The organism is Georgenia sp. SYP-B2076 (assembly GCF_003991205.1).
Lineage (GTDB): Bacteria > Actinomycetota > Actinomycetes > Actinomycetales > Actinomycetaceae > Georgenia.
Window position 1 is genome coordinate 197,758 of the sequence record NZ_RXOZ01000031.1, and the last position, 17,281, is coordinate 215,038.

Annotated in this window: 15 protein-coding genes; 7 read left to right on the forward strand and 8 right to left on the reverse strand. The window is 74.4% G+C overall.

All coding sequences use genetic code 11. The features are described 5' to 3' along the window. Position 1: 1 nt before the first annotated feature. Positions 2 to 2,113: an Hsp70 family protein gene (locus EJK16_RS12075; protein ID WP_127129633.1), complete on the reverse strand. Its 2,112-nt coding sequence runs from the start codon at positions 2,111 to 2,113 to the stop codon at positions 2 to 4. 428 nt (positions 2,114 to 2,541) lie between these two features. Here EJK16_RS12075 and EJK16_RS12085 point away from each other — a divergent pair, with 428 nt between their 5' ends. Then, a complete protein-coding gene (locus EJK16_RS12085) occupies positions 2,542 to 3,228 on the forward strand; it encodes a nucleoside triphosphate pyrophosphatase (protein WP_127129637.1) in 687 nt (228 codons plus the stop codon). 9 nt (positions 3,229 to 3,237) lie between these two features. Here EJK16_RS12085 and EJK16_RS12090 read toward each other — a convergent pair whose 3' ends face one another. After that, positions 3,238 to 3,666 carry a DUF6157 family protein gene (locus EJK16_RS12090; protein WP_127129639.1) on the reverse strand — a complete coding sequence of 143 codons (429 nt, stop codon included), beginning with the start codon at positions 3,664 to 3,666 and terminating at the stop codon, positions 3,238 to 3,240. A gap of 50 nt (positions 3,667 to 3,716) precedes the next feature. Further along, positions 3,717 to 4,733 (reverse strand): uracil-DNA glycosylase, encoded by a 1,017-nt coding sequence (locus tag EJK16_RS12095; RefSeq protein WP_304999948.1) that lies wholly within the window; start codon positions 4,731 to 4,733, stop codon positions 3,717 to 3,719. 529 nt (positions 4,734 to 5,262) lie between these two features. Between EJK16_RS12095 and EJK16_RS12100 the strand changes: the two genes are divergently transcribed. The 4 genes from EJK16_RS12100 (at position 5,263) to EJK16_RS19875 (ending at position 10,492) form a co-directional block, all read left to right on the forward strand. Continuing rightward, positions 5,263 to 7,077 (forward strand): biotin carboxylase N-terminal domain-containing protein, encoded by a 1,815-nt coding sequence (locus EJK16_RS12100; protein ID WP_127129866.1) that lies wholly within the window; start codon positions 5,263 to 5,265, stop codon positions 7,075 to 7,077. A 224-nt stretch (positions 7,078 to 7,301) separates the two neighbouring features. After that, positions 7,302 to 8,258 carry an NUDIX domain-containing protein gene (locus EJK16_RS12105; protein ID WP_240645996.1) on the forward strand — a complete coding sequence of 319 codons (957 nt, stop codon included), beginning with the start codon at positions 7,302 to 7,304 and terminating at the stop codon, positions 8,256 to 8,258. A gap of 82 nt (positions 8,259 to 8,340) precedes the next feature. Next, entirely contained in the window at positions 8,341 to 9,306 is a 966-nt protein-coding gene (gene dapD / locus EJK16_RS12110; protein WP_127129641.1) for a 2,3,4,5-tetrahydropyridine-2,6-dicarboxylate N-succinyltransferase, read from the forward strand. 202 nt (positions 9,307 to 9,508) lie between these two features. Then, entirely contained in the window at positions 9,509 to 10,492 is a 984-nt protein-coding gene (locus tag EJK16_RS19875) for a hypothetical protein (protein ID WP_205739734.1), read from the forward strand. 18 nt (positions 10,493 to 10,510) lie between these two features. Here EJK16_RS19875 and EJK16_RS12120 read toward each other — a convergent pair whose 3' ends face one another. Genes EJK16_RS12120 through EJK16_RS12140 form a run of 5 tightly spaced genes read right to left on the reverse strand, consistent with a single transcriptional unit; the run spans position 10,511 to position 15,602 of the window. Beyond that, positions 10,511 to 11,701 (reverse strand): acyl-CoA dehydrogenase family protein, encoded by a 1,191-nt coding sequence (locus EJK16_RS12120; RefSeq protein ID WP_127129643.1) that lies wholly within the window; start codon positions 11,699 to 11,701, stop codon positions 10,511 to 10,513. A gap of 11 nt (positions 11,702 to 11,712) precedes the next feature. Further along, positions 11,713 to 12,165 (reverse strand): MaoC family dehydratase, encoded by a 453-nt coding sequence (locus EJK16_RS12125; RefSeq protein ID WP_127129645.1) that lies wholly within the window; start codon positions 12,163 to 12,165, stop codon positions 11,713 to 11,715. Continuing rightward, on the reverse strand, positions 12,162 to 13,691 hold the full coding sequence (menE, locus tag EJK16_RS12130) for an o-succinylbenzoate--CoA ligase (protein ID WP_127129647.1): 1,530 nt from the start codon (positions 13,689 to 13,691) through the stop codon (positions 12,162 to 12,164). Before menE ends, EJK16_RS12125 begins: the two co-directional genes overlap by 4 nt. After that, entirely contained in the window at positions 13,684 to 14,595 is a 912-nt protein-coding gene (locus EJK16_RS12135; RefSeq protein WP_127129649.1) for an amidohydrolase family protein, read from the reverse strand. Before EJK16_RS12135 ends, menE begins: the two co-directional genes overlap by 8 nt. Further along, on the reverse strand, positions 14,592 to 15,602 hold the full coding sequence (locus tag EJK16_RS12140; protein ID WP_127129651.1) for an SDR family NAD(P)-dependent oxidoreductase: 1,011 nt from the start codon (positions 15,600 to 15,602) through the stop codon (positions 14,592 to 14,594). The genes EJK16_RS12135 and EJK16_RS12140 overlap by 4 nt, the downstream gene beginning before the upstream one ends. Positions 15,603 to 15,742: 140 nt before the next feature. On the opposite strand from EJK16_RS12140, the gene EJK16_RS12145 reads away from it, so the two are divergent. Both EJK16_RS12145 and EJK16_RS12150 read left to right on the forward strand, forming a co-directional pair. Beyond that, positions 15,743 to 16,201 carry a MarR family winged helix-turn-helix transcriptional regulator gene (locus EJK16_RS12145; protein ID WP_127129653.1) on the forward strand — a complete coding sequence of 153 codons (459 nt, stop codon included), beginning with the start codon at positions 15,743 to 15,745 and terminating at the stop codon, positions 16,199 to 16,201. Positions 16,202 to 16,250: 49 nt separating this feature from the next. Further along, positions 16,251 to 17,249: an ABC transporter substrate-binding protein gene (locus EJK16_RS12150; RefSeq protein WP_127129655.1), complete on the forward strand. Its 999-nt coding sequence runs from the start codon at positions 16,251 to 16,253 to the stop codon at positions 17,247 to 17,249. Positions 17,250 to 17,281: the final 32 nt, after the last annotated feature.

Genomic DNA, 17,281 nt, shown 5'->3' on the forward strand with positions numbered 1-17,281 from the left:
CCTAGCCGACCTCGGCGGGAACGGCGTCCGTCGGCGCCGCGGTCGGGGCGGGCCCCGCGGCGGGCGTGGTGGCGCCGTCACTCGGCGTGTCGCCACCAGCCGGAGGTGCGGTCGGATCGGCCGCCGGGGGCGTCGTCGGATCGGCCGCCGGGGGCGTCGTCGGATCGGCCGGAGGCGGGGTCGTCGGGTCCGCCGCCGGGGGCGGCGTCGTCGGATCGGCGGGCGGCGGCGTCGTGGGATCGACCGGCGGCGGGGTCGTCGGGTCAGCCGGCGGCGGCGTCGTGGGATCGACCGGCGGCGGCGTCGTCGGGTCCGCCGCGGGCGGCGGCGTCGTCGGATCGGCCGGCGGCGGCGTGGTGGGATCGGCCGGCGGCGGGGTCGTCGGGTCCGCCGCCGGGGGCGGCGTCGTCCCGGTCACCGGGGTCGGGTGCCCGGGCGTCGGACCGGCCGTGGGGTCCGTCCCCGGGCTCGTCGGGGCCCCGCTGACCGCATCGGTGGGCTGCTTCGTCAGCGAGTCGCCGGACGCGTCCGTCTGCTCGGCCGACTTCTTGGACGCCGCGTCGGTGGCCCGGTCCTTCGCGGCGCCCTTGCCCGCGCCCGCTGCGGCGGTCCCGCCGTTCGTGGCGATCTCCGCGGCCGCGGCGCTGAGGTCGCCCAGGGTCCCGGCCTTGGCCTGGGTGGAGAAGCCCCCGAGGGCGTCCTGGAGGATCCTGGTGGGCGCTTCCCCGGCCGCGGCGGTGAGCACCGTGATGCTGGCGACCGTGGCGGCGATCGCGATCACCCGCGTGCTGCGCCTGGCCAGGACGTGCTGAGCCGGCGCGGCGTGGGCCACGAAGCCGTCCTGCCAGCCGCCGAAGCGTGGCCGGGCCGGCTCTGCGTCGCCGGTTCCGCCGTCCGGCTCTGCGTCGCCGGTTCCGCCGTCCGGCCCGGCGAGCGTTCCGCCGTCCGCCCCCACGGCCAGGGTCCCGCCGGCCACGGCGAGCGCCGGCTCCTCGGTCCGCGCGGCCCCCGCCACGTTCTCGGCGCCAGCCGCATTCTCGGCACGCGCCGCGAGCGCCGCACCGAGGGAGATGCTGGCCTTGGGATCGGCGTCGATCGCGATCGGGCGCCCCAGGTCCTCGGAGAGCAGCTGGGCGACCAGCGGCACCCGCGACGACCCGCCGATGAGCAGCACGGCGGTGAGGTCCTCGGCGCCCACCCCCGCCGTCGTCATGGCGTGCTCGAGCGTCTGGATGGTCTCGCGCACGGAGGCTGCGATCATCGCCTCGAACTCGCCCCGCACGAGGCGGACCTGCGTGTGCACGCCGGGCAGGAGGACGGGGATGGTCGCCTCGGAGTCGACGGACAACGCCTCCTTGGCCTCGGTGCACTCGCGGCGCACGCGGGCCAGCGCCAGCAGCACACCGGGCTCCGTGGCGTCGAGGCCGGCGAACGCGTCCTCGGCGCTGGCCGTCACGTGCGCAAAGACCTGGTCGTCGAAGTCCGCGCCACCGAGCCGCTCGATGCCCTGCGGGCGCCCGAGGACGTCGAAGGTCTCCGCGGCGTTCTTCCGCAGGACGGCCGCGTCGAAGGTGCCGCCGCCCAGGTCGTAGATGGCGACGGTGCTGCCCGCCTCCACGCGCTCCTGGGAGGCGTAGTGCAGCGCGGCGGCCTCCGGCTCGCTGATGAGCACCACGTCCGTCAGGCCGACCCAGGCGAGGGCCTCGCGCACCAGCCCCGTCTTGTACTGGCCCCAGCTCGCCGGGTGGGCCACGGCGATGGTGTCCGGCGGGGCGCCCTCCTGCTCCTCGGCACGGTCGACCACCCAGCGCGCCACCGTCGCGAAGATGTCCTCGGGCGCCACGCTCATCCGGCCGACCACGACCGGGATGGTGTCCCCGATCCGGCGCTTGAACTCGCGCACCACCCGCTCCGGCGAGGTGGCGCCACGGCGCTCCGCGGGGTCCCCGACCAGGACCTGGGCGTCCTCGCCCAGGAAGATCACCGACGGCACGACGCTGGCGCGCGACCCCAGGTTCAGCTGCTGCGGCGGCACGGCGTGCCCGTCCACGACGCGGGTCACCGACGCCGCGACAAAACTCGTCCCGATGTCGATACCCAGGGAATAGGACATGGAACCCCCGCCCGACCGCGCCCGGTCCTCGTTGACTGGACCCCCACGCTACTGCGACAGATGTCGGTTGCCTAGGGGAACTAGGGGCTCGCCCATTGCGTGAAACGGACCGATCTGGTAATAGCGATATCCGTCCTAAAATATCTGCTGGTGAAGGCTTTGTCCGCCGGGGTTACGTACGTCATGCGTCGGTGCAGGCATCGCCGGTTGGCTCCGGCGGGGGCTGCCGGCGACCGTCGCCGCACCGACCACGGCGACGCCCCGCCGGCGCCCCCGCCGGCGCCCCACGGCGCCCCGGCGGCGGGCGACCGGCGACGGAGCGGGGGGCATGCGGGCCCGGCGCGGGGTGGGCGGGGCCTTCGAGGCGGGGGCGACGGCATCGCAGGCGGGGCGACGGCCTCCGAGGCGGGCGTCCTAGGCTGGCCGCCGTGACCACGCTCCTCCTCGCCTCCGCCTCCCCCGCCCGGCTCAGCACCCTGCGCTCGGCGGGCATGGAGCCCCTCGTCGCGGTCTCGGCCGTGGACGAGCCCGCGCTGCTCGCCGCCGCGGCTGCCGACGCCGCCCGGGAGGGCAGCGGTCCCGTGCCGGCGGCCGACCAGGTGCTGCTGCTCGCCCGCGCCAAGGCCCGCGACGTCCATGCACACTCCCCCGCGGCGGCGACGGTCGACCTGGTCCTGGGGTGCGACTCCATGCTCGAGCTCGACGGCCCCGACGGCACCGACGTGGTGGGCAAGCCCGCCGACGCGGGCGACGCCGTCGCCCGCTGGCGCCGCATGCGGGGCCGCTCCGGCGTCCTGCACACCGGCCACTGGCTGCTGCGCGCCGAGGCGGGCGGGCCGCCCGCCGAGGTGGGGGCGACGTCGTCGACCATCGTGCACTTCGCCGACCTGAGCGACGACGAGATCGAGGCCTACGTGGCCACGGGCGAGCCGCTCTGGGTGGCCGGCGCCTTCACGGTCGACGGCCTGGGCGGCCCGTTCGTCACCGGCATCGAGGGCGACTACCACGGCGTCGTCGGGCTGAGCCTGCCGCTGCTGCGGACCCTGTTGGCCGACCTCGGCGTGGCGATCACCGACCTGTGGGCGGCGAGCAGGCGCGCTGTGACGGCGGACTGAGCCGGCCCGCTAACGCCGGGAGCTGCGCATGGCGCGCGTCTGCGCGATCGGCCTCCCCTCCGGCGTCGTCGCCGCGGGGTCGGTGAGCACGCGGTAGCGCTCTGTCTCCCTCCCCACCAGCGCCACGCGCCCGTCGCCGTCGCTGTGGACGCCCCAGCCGTAGCTCTTGCCCAGCGGCGAGGAACGCAGACAGGGCTGGGGCCGGGCGAAGAACTCCTCGCGTGCCCGCGCGCGCTCGGCCTCCGGGATACCGTGCCGGATCGCATGGACGGTGAAGAGCACATCGTCGGACGTGAGCGCGTACGGGGCCGCGGAGATCAGCTCGTACGTCAGCGCTGCCACGGTCGGCCTCGCGCCGGCGGGCGGGACGGTGCCCGCGGTGGCCCGGCAGTCCTCGGCCACCGCGATGAACGTGTCGCAGTAGTTCGTGGTGCCCATGCGAGCAGAGTAGGACGGGGCACCGACACCCACGGGGGGACCTTGGCGCGTCACAGCCGCGCGATCACGGCGTCGAGCATCTCCTCGGTGAGCTTGCCGGTGAAAGTGTTCTGCTGGCTCACGTGGTAGCTGCCCAGCAGGCGGACTGGATGCCCGGAGCCGGTGCGGAGCTCCGCCTCGGCCCCGTGTGTGAACCGCGGCTTCGGCCGGGGCACGGCCCAGCCGAGGCGCCGGGCGCCGGCGATCGCGGCATCCCAGCCGATGGCTCCGAGCGCGAGGATCGAGCGCAGCCCGGGCGCCGCCAGCTCGAGGTCACGGTCGAGCCAGTGCCCGCAGGTCTGCCGCTCCTCGGGCGTCGGCCGGTTCGCGGGCGGTGCGCAGCGCACGGCGGCCACGATCCGCACCCCGGTGAGCTCGAGCCCGTCGCCGCTGGCGCGGCTCGCCGCCTGGCTGGCGTACCCGCCGCGGTGCAGCGCGGCGTAGATCCAGTCGCCGCTGCGGTCCCCGGTGAACATCCGGCCCGTCCGGTTGGTGCCGTTCGCGGCCGGTGCCAGCCCGACCACGAGGATCTGCGGTGTCGGATCACCGAACCCGGGCCCCGGCCGGCCCCAGTAGGGCTGGTCCGCGAAGGACGCCCGCCGGCCCGTGGTCGCGACGGCCTCGCGCCACGCCACCAGGCGGGGGCAGGCGCGGCACACGGAGACCCGGGCGTCGAGCTCGGGCACGTCGGCAGCGGTGCGGGCCAGGCGCGCGACCCTGCCTGCCGTCGTCGCCACCGGGGTGCTTACGCCTGCCGGGTCCCCCGGCCAGCCCGAGCCGGGCGGCACCGGGGAGGGGAACAGCGCGCCCGTGAGCGGGTGGGGGCGGAGCTCGACGGCGGGCGCGACCGGCTCGGCGGCGACGGACTCGGCTGTGACGGCGGCGGACGCGGCTGCCGGCGTCGTCCCGGCGGCGGACGCGGCATACGGCGTCGTCCCGGCGGGCTCGTCGGCCAGGCGTACGCCGTCGGACGAGGGAATGCCGCCAGGTGGTGGCGCGTCGTTGCCGCGCGCGGGTGTCATACGCACGGAGGACATCCTCCCGCGGGTCGCCCGGAACGGCGACGGAGGTGAGCCGACGCGGGCGCGGGCGCCGCCCCGCCGGGGAGCCGACGCCGGGGAGCCGACGCCGGGGAGTCGACGCCGCCGCCGCTCACCCGCGGCGCCCTCACCCTCACCTGCCCGCGGCGGCCGTCCCACCCGGACGCCCGGAGCACACCGGAGCGCACCGCCCCGCTTTGTGACCTTGCTACCAAGAGTCACGCAATATGACGCCGCTCACACCGCCGGACTTGTAGGTATCATCCAACCCGGCGGAAGCAGGCTTGGCTGGTTGGACAGACTTGCGGCACGCCGGGCGGACAAAGTGGGAGGAGTCAACCCCACCCGGCTACCGTGGGTCGGTCAGCGCCCCCGCCGCCTGCCGCCGCCGGCAGCCGACCGCCGCCCGCTGCACCCCCGGTGCCACGGCACGACACCAACCCGAACACCGCCGCCCGCCCAGCGGGCCCGAACTCAAGGAGCGCTAATGACGAGCACCTCCAGCCAGCCGCGCGAGATGCGCCGGCTCACGAAGGTGCTCATCGCGAACCGCGGGGAGATCGCCGTACGCGTGGCCCGCGGGTGCACCGACGCCGGCATCGCCACCGTGGGCGTGTACGCGGACAGTGACCGCGACGCCCTCCACGTCAAGCTCTGCGACGAGGCCTTCGCCCTCCACGGGGAGCGCGCCGCCGAGACGTACCTCGACGCCGGCAAGATCCTCGAGGTCGCCCGCCGCTCGGGCGCGGACGCCGTCCACCCGGGTTACGGCTTCCTGTCCGAGAACGCCGGGTTCGCGCAGGCGGTCCTGGACGCCGGCCTGGTGTGGATCGGGCCCCCGCCGGCGGCCATCGAGGCCCTCGGTGACAAGGTCACCGCCCGGCACATCGCCCAGCGGGTGGGCGCACCCCTCGTCCCCGGCACCGCGGACCCGGTGGCGGACGCCGACGAGATCCTCGCCTTCGCCGACGCCAACGGGCTGCCGATCGCGATCAAGGCGGCGTTCGGCGGCGGTGGCCGCGGGCTGAAGGTCGCGCGCACCCGCGAGGAGATCCCCGAGATGTTCGACTCGGCCGTGCGCGAGGCCGTCGCCGCCTTCGGCCGCGGGGAGTGCTTCGTCGAGCGGTTCCTGGACCGGCCCCGCCACGTCGAGACCCAGTGCCTCGCGGACGTGGCCGGCAACGTCGTCGTCGTCTCCACCCGCGACTGTTCCCTCCAGCGCCGCCACCAAAAGCTCGTCGAGGAGGCCCCGGCGCCGTTCCTGACCGCCGAGCAGGAGGCCGAGCTCGTCCGCGCCTCGCAGGCCATCCTCCGCGAGGCGGGCTACGTCGGCGCCGGGACGTGCGAGTTCCTCGTCGGCCAGGACGGGACCATCTCCTTCCTCGAGGTCAACACCCGCCTGCAGGTCGAGCACCCGGTCACCGAGGAGGTCTCGGGCATCGACCTCGTCCGGGAGCAGCTGCGGCTGGCGGCCGGCGAGGAGCTCGGCTACTCCGAGGTCGCCACCCGCGGGCACGCCATCGAGATGCGCATCAACGGCGAGGACCCGGCCTCGGGCTTCCTTCCGTCTCCGGGCACCATCACGTCCCTGACGTGGCCGAGCGGGCCGGGCGTCCGGGTGGAGACCGGCGTGGTGGCCGGCGACACCGTCTCCGGGGCCTTCGACTCCCTGCTCGCCAAGCTGATCATCACCGGCGCCACCCGCGAGCAGGCCCTCCAGCGCGCCCGCCGCGCGCTGCGCGAGATCGAGATCGTCGGGATGCCCACCGTGCTCCCGTTCCACCGCTCCGTGATGACTGAGCCGGACTTCGTGGCCGACGAGGGCGCGGGCAGCTTCCGCGTGCACACGACCTGGATCGAGACCGACTACGCCGGCAAGCTCCGCACGCTGCCCACCACCCGGCCCGCCGTGCCCACCTCCGCCCCGGCGGAGCGGCCCGTGCAGGCCACGGAGCGCGTTGTCGTGGAGGTCGGGGGAAAGCGCCTCGAGGTCGTCATCCCCGCCGGGATGGGCATCTCCACCGGGCCCCGCGGCGCCGCCCGCCGGCCCGCGCGCCGCTCCTCCATCGCCCGCGCGATGAGCGCCGCCGCGAACGGCGCCGCCCTGACCTCCCCCATGCAGGGCACCATCGTCAAGGTGGCCGTGGCCGACGGCGAGACCGTGGCCGAGGGCGACCTCGTCGTCGTGCTCGAGGCCATGAAGATGGAGCAGCCGCTGGTGGCGCACCGCGCCGGGCGCGTGCACAGCATGCAGGCCGGCGTGGGCCAGAACATCGCCACCGGGGCCGTCATCTGCCAGATCGACCCGCTCGACGACGCCGAGCTGCACTGACCGGGCGGGGCGTCGACCCGCGGCGGGCGATCGCCCCACGAGTGGTGCTGGAGTGACGACGCGCGGCGCGTGACCTGGCGCTCTGCGGCGCGGTTGATCACTCCTGCCCCAGTCGTGGGGCACTTGCCCCGGCTGCCCGGTCGAAGGCGCCTCTGCGGGCCAAGTCGCCCCGACGGGTGTCCCGCCGCGGGGACGCGGCGGCACGGCTGTGCGAGGCTGATCCCGTGCCCTCGCCCGCCCGTCGCCCCTCGCGCGCGCGCCGCCTGCCGGACGCGCGCGTCCACCGCCAGCCCGGCGACGGCTGGGTCGAGTGCGCCTGCGGGAACCCGCACTGGGGCCTCAACGGCGCCGCGGGGCTGCTGCTGTGGCGGTCCGGCGCCGACGGGCCCCAGCTCGTGCTGCAGCACCGCGCCCTGTGGTCGCACCACGGCGGCACCTGGGGCCTGCCCGGCGGGGCCATCAGCGACGGCGAGACACCGGTGGCCGGCGCGGTCCGCGAGGCCGCGGAGGAGGCGGGCGTGGTGCCGGCGTCGATGCGCGTGCGCGCGACGCGGGCCCTGGTCCACCCGGACTGGGCGTACACCACCGTCCTGGCCGAGGCCACCGGGCCCGTCACCCCGCGCGTGAGCGACCCCGAGAGCATCGCGGTGCAGTGGGTCGACCTCGCGTCGATCGAGGACTACGAGCTCCTCCCGGCGTTCGGCGCGACGCTCCCGGAGCTGCGCACGATGCTGCGCCGCCTGGTGCTCGTGGTCGACGCCGCCAACGTCGTCGGCTCCCGCCCCGACGGCTGGTGGGCCGACCGCCACGGCGCGACCCTGCGCCTGCGCGACCACCTCGTCCGGCTCGCCCACGAGGGCCTCCCCGCGGCCGACGTCGGCCTGCCCGGCGAGCGGTGGTACCCCGAGATCGTGCTGGTCACCGAGGGCGCGGGCCGGGGCGTCGCGGGCGTGGACGGCGTGTTGGTCGTGGAGGCCGACGGCAGCGGCGACGACGCGGTCGTCGCGACCGTGCGCGGGCTGCAGGGCGGCCGCGCACGGGCCGGGGCCCGGGACGGGGAGGGCGGCCGCGTGGCAGCCCAGGGCGTCGACGTCGCCGTGACCACCGCCGACCGCGGGCTCGCCGCGCGGGTGGAGGCGCTCGGCGCCCGCACCCTCGGCCCGCGCCTGGTGCGCAACTGACCGCCGAGAGACCGCTCACACCGGCCCCCACGCGCTGGACGCCTCGGACGTCGCGCCGGCGGGTCCACGTACCCTGTCAGGCATGACCGAGCGCACCGCCTGGGCCCATGGACTGGCCACGATCACCGACGCCGGCGACACCCTCGACGTGTGGTACCCAGCCCCCGCGTTGGGCGCCGCCCCCGAGGGCGCGGCGGTCCCCGCCGAGCTGAGCGGGCTGGAGGGCGCCGACGCGGCCCGCCGCGTCCGCACCGAGCTGGTGCGCACAGAGATCGACCTCGACGCCGCGCCCGCCTCGGCCGCGGACGCGTACCTGCGCCTGCACCTGCTCTCCCACACCCTGGTCGCGCCGAACACGATCAACCTCGACGGCATCTTCGGCCAGCTCCCCAACGTCGTGTGGACCTCGGCGGGCCCGTGCGCCGTCGACGGCTTCGAGGCAACCCGGGCGCGCCTGCGCGCCGCGCACGGCGCCGTGACCGTGTACGGCGTCGACAAGTTCCCCCGCATGGTGGACTACGTCGTCCCCGCCGGCGTGCGCATCGCCGACGCCGACCGCGTGCGGCTGGGCGCGCACCTCGCCGAGGGCACCACCGTGATGCACGAGGGCTTCGTCAACTTCAACGCCGGGACGCTGGGCCGCTCGATGGTCGAGGGCCGGGTCTCCCAGGGCGTCGTCGTGCACGACGGCGCGGACATCGGCGGGGGCGCCTCGATCATGGGCACCCTCTCGGGCGGGGGGAAGCAGGTCATCTCCGTCGGCCCCCGCTCCCTGCTCGGCGCGAACGCCGGCCTGGGCATCTCCCTCGGCGCCGACTGCGTCGTCGAGGCCGGCCTGTACCTCACGGCCGGCACCAAGGTCTCCGTGCTGACCGGCGGGGGGACCCGGCCCGAGAGCGGCCAGCTCGACGAGCCGCCGGTCGTCTCGGCCCGTGACCTCTCCGGCAAGGACAACCTGCTCTTCCGCCGCAACTCCCTCTCCGGCGCCGTCGAGGCGATCCCGCGCAAGGGCACCGGGGTGGAGCTCAACGCCGCGCTGCATGCCTAGGGCGAACGCTGCCCGGCCCGAGCCGCGCCGGTTCCCGGCACCCCGGTCGCAGCCGCGCCGGTCCTCGGCGTCCCGGTCGCAGCCGCGCCGGTCCCCCGCGCCCCGGTCCCAGCCCGCCCGGTCCCAGCCCCGCCGGACGCAGCCGCACCGGACGCGGCCGGGCCGCCGGCGCTCGCGCGCGCGCCGGCTCGTCGGGCGCACGGTGGTCCTGCTGCTGGCCCTCGCCCTCACGGTCGCCGGCGTGGTGCTGGCGCTGAACGTCTTCACCACCTCCAGCGCCTCGGGATCCTGCGTGGTCACGCTGGACGACGGCACCCAGCAGGCCCTGGACGCTGACCAGGCGGACAACGCCGCCCTGTTCGCCGCCGTGGCCGCGCACCGGGACCTGCCCGCGCGCGCCGTGACCGTCGCGATCGCCACCGGGCTGCAGGAGTCGAAGCTGCGCAACATCGACTACGGCGACCGGGACTCCGTCGGGCTGTTCCAGCAGCGCCCGTCCCAGGGTTGGGGCACCGTCGAGCAGATCATGGACCCCGTCTACTCCACGAACGCCTTCTACGACGTGCTCGTCACGGTCGAGGGCTGGGAGGGCAAGGCCGTCACCGACGCGGCCCAGGACGTCCAGCGCTCCGCCTTCCCCGACGCCTACGCCCAGCACGAGTCCCGCGGGCGCGCCTTCGCGTCCGCGCTGTCGGGCTACTCCCCCGCCGCGCTCACCTGCCACCTCGATCCCCAGTCCGGGGCGTCGGGCGACGCCGGTGCCGCCGCGGCGTCCGGCGGCGCGGGCGCCCAGGCCGCTGCTCCCGGCACGCCGGCCGATGGCCCGACCGCCACGGACGGCCAGCTCACCGCCACCCAGCGCCTCGGCATCATCCAGCAGCGCCTCGTGCGCGACTACGTGGACATCGCCTCCCAGGTGGGCGCGGGCGGCGTCCTCGAGGTCGACGCCACCTCCCTGCCCGCCGGGCTCGCCCCCACACCGCAGCGCCAGGCCTGGGGCGTGGCCCAGTGGGCGGTCGCCACGGCCAGCCAGACCGGCGCGAGCGTCGTCGCCGTCGACGGGCAGGCGTGGGTCCGCGCGGACGGCGACGAGGCGCGGTGGCGCCCGATCGCGGACGCGGGCCTGCCCGGCGCCATCGCGGGCGCGGCGGCCGCGGCCGGGCCGGGCGTCGTCGTCATCGCCTGACAGTGGTCATGCCCCCGGTCACCCCACGAACGCGCTGATCCCCGTGATGGCGCGGCCGACGACGAGCTGGTTGATCTCGTTCGTGCCCTCGAACGTGTAGATCGCCTCGGCGTCGGCGAAGAACCGGGCCACGTCGGTGTCGAGGGTGATGCCGTTGCCGCCGGCGACCTCGCGGGCGAGCGCGACCGTCTCCCGGGTGCGCCGGGCGATCCAGCCCTTGGCGAGCGCCGCGTCCTCGTTGCGGTAGCCCCCGGCGTCCTCCAGCTGGCTCAGCCGCACCGCCATGCCGAGCGACGCCGTGAGGTTGCCCAGCATGGTCGCGAGCTTGTCCTGGACCAGCTGGTAGCCGGCGATCGGCCGCCCGAACTGCGTCCGGGTGCCGGTGTAGCGCACGGCCGCCTCGTACGCGCCCGCCTGCGCGCCGACGGCGAGCCACGAGACGTCGGCCCGCATCGAGCGCAGCAGCCGGTTGACGTCCTTGAAGGAGCTGACGTTCTGCAGGCGCTGCGCCTCGGGAACGACGACGTCGTCAAGGGTGATGTCCCCGTTGTTGACGATGCGCACGGCGATCTTCCGCTCGATCTTCTCGATGGCGACGCCGTCGGCGTGGGCGTCGACGAGGAACGCCTTCACCTGGCCGTCGGCCTCGTCGCGGGCGACCACCGTGAGGTAGTCCGCGTACGCCGCGCCGCCGATCCACCGCTTGGCGCCGCTCAGGACCCAGGCGTCGCCCTGCCGCCGGGCGGTGGTCTCGAGCCCCTGGGCGACGTCGCTGCCGTGGTCCGGCTCGGTGAGCGCGAAGACGCCCTTGACCGCCCAGGAGCGCACCCCCGGGTCGAACCGGGCCACCTGCTCGGGCGAGCCGCCGAGCAGGATGCTGTTGCGGAACAGGGTCGCCTGGGCGCCGTAGAACACCGCGACCGAGACGTCGGTGCGCGCGAGCTCGAGCATGCGGAAGCCCTTGTACAGCGCGCTCGGCTCGTCGCCCGCCAGCTCCGGGGGCGACATGAGGTCCAGCTCCTCGATGGGCCCGCGGATCTGCTCGGGGAACTCGCCCCGGTCCCAGTGGTCGTTCACGAGCGGCTTGACGTCCCGGTCGAGCACGGCGCGCAGCCTGCCCAGCACGGCACGCTCCGCGTCCGAGAGGAGGGACTCGTAGTTGAACGGGTCGACGGCCCCGTAGAGCCTCGTCGCGTTCTCCTGGCCCACCGGCGCCGGCCTCACTCGTAGAACCGGTAGAGCGTGGTCGCCGCCACCGCTGGCTTGGTGGTGCCCTCGACCTCGACGACGTTCTCCAGGACGATCTGGTAGCCGCCGGCGATCTCGGTGACGTCCTTGATCGTGGAGCCCATGCGCACGCGCGCGCCGACCTTCACCGGGGACGGGAAGCGCACCTTGTCGAGGCCGTAGTTGACCTTCGTGGTGACGCCGTCGACCTGGAGGAGCTCCTCGGACAGCGGGATCATCAGCGCGAGGCTGAGGTAGCCGTGGGCGATCGGCGCGCCGAACGGGCCGCCCTTGGCCCGCTCGGGGTCGACGTGGATCCACTGGTGGTCGTCGGTGGCGTCGGCGAACAGGTTGACCTGCTCCTGGGTGATCTCGCGGTACGCGGAGTACCCGAGGTCGGTGCCGGCGAGCGCCGGCAGGTCCTGGAAGCTGACGGTGGTGGTCACGCGGTCTCCTCGATGGTCGTGGGGATGAGGTGCTTCTGGAGCTTGCCCGTGGCGGTGCGTGGGAGCTGGTCGACGAACACGATGTCCTTGGGGATCTTGTAGCGGGCGAGGCGGTCCTGGAGCGTGGCGATGAGCTGCTCGGCGGTCAGGGTGGCCCCCTCGGCGAGGACGACGTAGGCGTGGCCGACCTCGCCCCACCTGCGGTCCGCCACCCCGATGACGGCCGCCTCGGCCACCCCGGGGATGTCCAGCAGCGCGTTCTCCACCTCGGCGGGGTACACGTTCTCCCCGCCGGAGATGAACATGTCCTTGAGGCGGTCCTTGATGTAGACGTAGCCGTCCTCGTCCACGGTGGCGAGGTCCCCGGTGTGGTACCAGCCGTCGCGGATGGCCTCGGCGGTGGCCTCGGGCTTGTTCCAGTAGCCCCGCATGATGTTGGGCCCCTGGGCGATGACCTCGCCGATCTCCCCCGGCGCGACGTCGCGCCCGTCCGGGGTCACGACGCGACCCTCCACCCAGAAGTGCGGCCGGCCCGCCGACCCGGACTTGCGGAAGGAGTCCTCGGAGAGCAGCAGGTAGATGCCCGGCGCGGTCTCCGTCATGCCGAAGCCCTGCTGGATGGCCACGCCGCGGTCGGCCCAGGTGCGCAGCATCCGGTCGGGCAGCGGCGACCCGCCCACCAGGACGTTGCGCAGGCTGGACAGGTCCGTGCCGGCGAAGTCCGGGTGGAGGGCGAGGGAGTCCATCATGGCCGGCACCGCGAACAGGGAGGTGACACCCTCGTCCGCGATGGTCGCGAGCACCGTCTCTGGCTTGAACGCGGACTGGATGATGACCTTGCCGCCCTTGAGGAAGGTCGGCATCGTCATCGTGTTCAGGCCGGCCACGTGGAAGAGCGGCGCGACGGCGAGCATCACCTCGTCGCGGACGAAGTCGGTGTCCACCAGCGCCGTGAAGTACTGGAAGCTCAGGGACCCGTGGGTGTGGACGGCGCCCTTGGGCCGCCCCGTGGTGCCCGAGGTGTACATGATCATCGCCGGGTCGTCCCAGCTCACCGGCTCGTCGATGACCTCGGTGCCCCCCGAGGCGAGGAACGCCTCGTAGTCGTCGGCGCCCGCCGCCCCGGCGGACGCGCCGTCGACGCCCACCCAGCGCACACCGGGCAGGTGGGCCAGCCTCGCGGCGTGCCCGGCGTGCTCGGCGCCGTGGACGACGACGGAGGCCCCGGAGTCGGTGAGGATGTACTCCACCTCCGCGGGGGCGAGCCGGGCGTTGATGATCACCCAGATGGCGCCGAGCTGGGTGGTGGCGAAGAACGTCTCGAGGAGCGAGGGGTGGTTGAACCCGACGTAGGCCACCCGGTCCCCGCGCCGCACGCCGGCCGCCCGCAGCGCGTTCGCCAGCTGCCTGGTGCGGCGCTCGACGTCGGCGTAGGTGTCCACCCGGTCGCCGTGGACCAGCGCGGGCCGCGCGGCCCCGTTCTTGACCCGCCGCGCCGGCCAGGAGCCGATGCCCAGGTCACGCACGCGGCTCACCCCCGGCGGCACCCGACCCGAGCCCGAGGACGCGCACGGCGTTGTCCTTGACGATCTTCGGGCGCACCTCGTCCTTGAGGTCGAGGCCCTCGAAGTCCCGCATCCACCGCTCGGGCGTCAGCAGCGGGAAGTCGGAGCCGAAGAGGACCTTGTCCTGCAGCACCGAGTTGGCCTGCTTGACCAGGGCCGGCGGGAAGTACTTCGGCGACCACCCGGACAGGTCGATGTAGACGTTGCCCTTGTGCGTGGCCACCGAGATCGCCTCGTCCTGCCACGGCACCGAGGGGTGGGCCATGATGATGTCCAGCCCGGGGAACGTGGCGGCGACGGCGTCGAGCAGCATGGGGTTGGACAGGCCCAGCTTGATGCCGAACCCACCGGGCATCCGGGCGCCGATGCCGGTCTGGCCCGTGTGGAAGATCGCCGGCAGCCCGGCCTCCTCGATGGCGGCGTACAGCGGGAAGTACCGCTCGTCGGAGGGGTCGAAGTCCTGCAGCGAGGGGTGGAACTTGAACCCGCGCACGCCCAGCTCCTCGACCTGCCGGCGGGCGCGGTCGACGGCGTCCGCGGCGTGGGGGTCCACGGACCCGAAGGGGATGAGCACGTCGTTGTTGCGCGCGGCGCCCTCGACGATCTCCTCGGTGCTGTTCGGGGCGTGGCCGAGCTTCGTGGTGGCGTCCACGGTAAAGACGACGGCGGCCATCTTCCGCTCGCGGTAGTAGGCGGCCGTCTCGTCGATGGTCAGCCGGTCGGTGGGCGCCTTGAAGTACTTCGCGGCGGCGTCCAGCACCTCGCCGGGCAGGGAGAGGTGGCCGTCGTGGTCCTTCTCCACGTGCACGTGGGTGTCGACGGCGACGACGGCGGCCGGGTCGACGGCGCACTCGTAGCGGGTCATCGCTGCTCGGCCTTCCGGGCGCTCTGCTGGGCGGCAGGCTGGCCGCTCTGCGCGGCGGGCTGGCCGCTCGCGGCGGCCGGCTGCCCGTCCGGGGCGCCCCTCTCCGCGGGCGGCTGCGGCATCGGCTGGCCGACGCTCTGCAGCCCCTGGCCGAAGAGGGAGTCGAAGTCCTCGGTGAGGTCGTCGTAGGACCACCCACCGTCCTGGAACGCGGTGGCCACCTCCTGCGGGTGCGACCACAGCGCGAGGCGGTCCCCGCCCACGCCGACGGCCTGGCCGTTGATGCCGGCCGCGGCGTCGGAGGCGAGGAACGCGATGACCCCGGCGACGTCGTCGGGCGTGCCGAAGCCCAGCACCCGGCGCGCGAAGGGCGGCAGCTGCTCCCCGCGCGTGGCGGCGTCGACGAACTGCTTGAAGAACGGGACCGTCTCCGTCATGGCCGTGGCGGCCACCGGGATGACGGCGTTGGCGGTGATGCCCGCCCGGGCGAGCTCGAGCGCCCAGGTGCGCACCATGCCGACGATGCCGGCCTTGGCGGCGGCGTAGTTGGTCTGCCCGAAGTTGCCGCGCTGGCCGGTCGGCGAGCCGATGCAGATGATCCGCCCGCCCTCGCCCTGCGCGCGCAGGTAGGTCGCAGCCTCGCGCACGCACGTGAAGGTGCCGCGCAGGTGCACGCCCACGACGGTGTCGAAGTCGTCGTCGGTCATCTTCCACAGCACGGTGTCGCGCAGCACACCGGCGTTGGTCACCAGGATGTCCAGGCGCCCGAAGCTCTCGACGGCGGCCGTGACGAGGGCCTTGGCCGTCTCGGTCGGCCCCACGGGGGCGACGACGGCGACCGCCTCGCCACCCGCGGCGGTGATCGCGGCGACGGCGTCGTCGGCCACCTGCTGGTCGACGTCGTTGACGACCACGCGGGCGCCCAGGCGGGCGAGCTCCTGGGCGTAGGCGAGGCCCAGACCCCGCCCGCTGCCGGTGACGATCGCGACTTTCCCTGACAGGCTCATGCGGCTCTCCTCGTGTCTGCGTCGACATCGCCGAGAGGGGCTGTTCGCGTCCCCCTCGACGTCCGCGCCCAGTGTGACCACATTCCATGGAGATCGTCAATCATTGACTCTCTCAACGGTTCGTGCCTAGCATCACGGCCATGCACCCCTCCGAGCCGGTGAGCACGCAGGTCGTGACCGAGAACATCGGCCTCCTGCTGTCCCTCGCCAGCGCCCAGGGCGTCGCGGCGGCCAACGCGGTGCTGCGGCCGCTCGAGCTCAGCTCACGGTCGTTCTCCCTGCTGGAGGTCGTGGCCCACGCCGACGGCGCCAGCCAGCGCGAGCTCGCCGACGCCATCCGGCTCGACCCCAGCCAGATCGTCACGCTGCTGGACACGCTCGAGCGGCGCGGGCTGCTCGAGCGCAGGCCCAACCCCCACGACCGCCGCCAGCGCCTCGTCGTCATCACCGCGCGCGGGCGCACCCTCCTGGAGGAGGCGAGCGGCCTCGTCGAGCGGTCCCTCGACGACGTGCTCGCCGACCTCGCGGGCTCCGAGCGCGAGACGCTGCGCGACCTGCTGCACCGGGTGGTCCACCGGCAGCTCAACCACGTCAGCTGACGGCGGCCACCCCGGCCGCGCGGCACGACCGAACGAAAGGGAATAGCCCATGCGCACGAAGATGTGTGCCCTGGCGGCGGGACTCCTCCTCGCCCTCACGGCCTGCTCCACCACCGGCAACGGCGGCACCGCCGACAGCACCCAGACCCCCGGCGACGGCGCCTCCGAGGGCGGAGCGTCCGGGGCGGCCCAGAAGATCACCATGGGGGTGCTCCCCATCGTTCCCAGCGCCGCGCTGCAGCTCGGGGTCGACAAGGGCATCTTCGCCGAGCACGGCTTCGACGTCACCCTCGAGACGGGCCAGGGCGGGGCCGCGCTGCTGCCGGCCGTCGTCTCCGGCCAGATGCAGTTCGCCATCAGCAACCCGCTGAGCCTCATGGTCGCCCAGGACCAGGGCCTCGACGTCCGGGTCGTCACCGGCTTCTCCCACTCCAAGGCCGAGGGCCAGGACATCACGTCCGTGTGGTCGAAGGCGGGATCGGGCATCACCTCCCCCGCGGACCTGGAGGGCAAGACAGTCGCGGTGAACAACCTCAAGACGATGGGCGAGCTGTCGATCCGCGAGGTCGTGCGCAAGGCGGGCGGTGACCCGGCGAGCGTGAACTTCGTCGAGCTGGCCTTCCCGGACCAGCCGGCCGCCCTGGAGTCGGGCAACATCGACGCCGCCTGGGTGCCCGAGCCGTTCCAGACCATCCTGCAGGACTCCGGCGCCCAGCTGGTGTCGTACAACTACCAGGAGACCATGCCCGGCGTGGCCACCATGGCCGTGTTCTCCAGCGGCAAGCAGGTCGAGCAGGACCCGGCGATGGTCAAGGAGTTCGTCGCCGCGGTGGACGAGACCACCGAGTATGCCCAGGCGCACCCCGACGAGGTCCGCGAGACCCTCCTGACGTTCCTCAAGATGGACCAGGGCCTCGCTCAGAAGGTGCTGATCGAGGACTTCGGCGCCACGATCAACCCTGACGCGATCACCGCGCTCAGCGATCTCGCGGTCAAGGACAAGCTCCTCAAGAAGCCGGTGGACGTCAGCACGTTCCTGCCCAACTGAGCCGCCCGGCCGCGCGCCCCGGTCACGCCGGG

Coding starts and splice junctions, on each gene's coding strand:
- EJK16_RS12100 (WP_127129866.1), top strand. CDS start 5,263: ATGCGCCGGCTCACGAAGGTGCTCATCGCGAACCGCGGGGAGATCGCC.
- EJK16_RS12140 (WP_127129651.1), bottom strand. CDS start 15,602: ATGAGCCTGTCAGGGAAAGTCGCGATCGTCACCGGCAGCGGGCGGGGT.
- EJK16_RS12135 (WP_127129649.1), bottom strand. CDS start 14,595: ATGACCCGCTACGAGTGCGCCGTCGACCCGGCCGCCGTCGTCGCCGTC.
- EJK16_RS12075 (WP_127129633.1), bottom strand. CDS start 2,113: ATGTCCTATTCCCTGGGTATCGACATCGGGACGAGTTTTGTCGCGGCG.
- EJK16_RS12145 (WP_127129653.1), top strand. CDS start 15,743: ATGCACCCCTCCGAGCCGGTGAGCACGCAGGTCGTGACCGAGAACATC.
- EJK16_RS12150 (WP_127129655.1), top strand. CDS start 16,251: ATGCGCACGAAGATGTGTGCCCTGGCGGCGGGACTCCTCCTCGCCCTC.
- dapD (WP_127129641.1), top strand. CDS start 8,341: ATGACCGAGCGCACCGCCTGGGCCCATGGACTGGCCACGATCACCGAC.
- EJK16_RS12090 (WP_127129639.1), bottom strand. CDS start 3,666: ATGGGCACCACGAACTACTGCGACACGTTCATCGCGGTGGCCGAGGAC.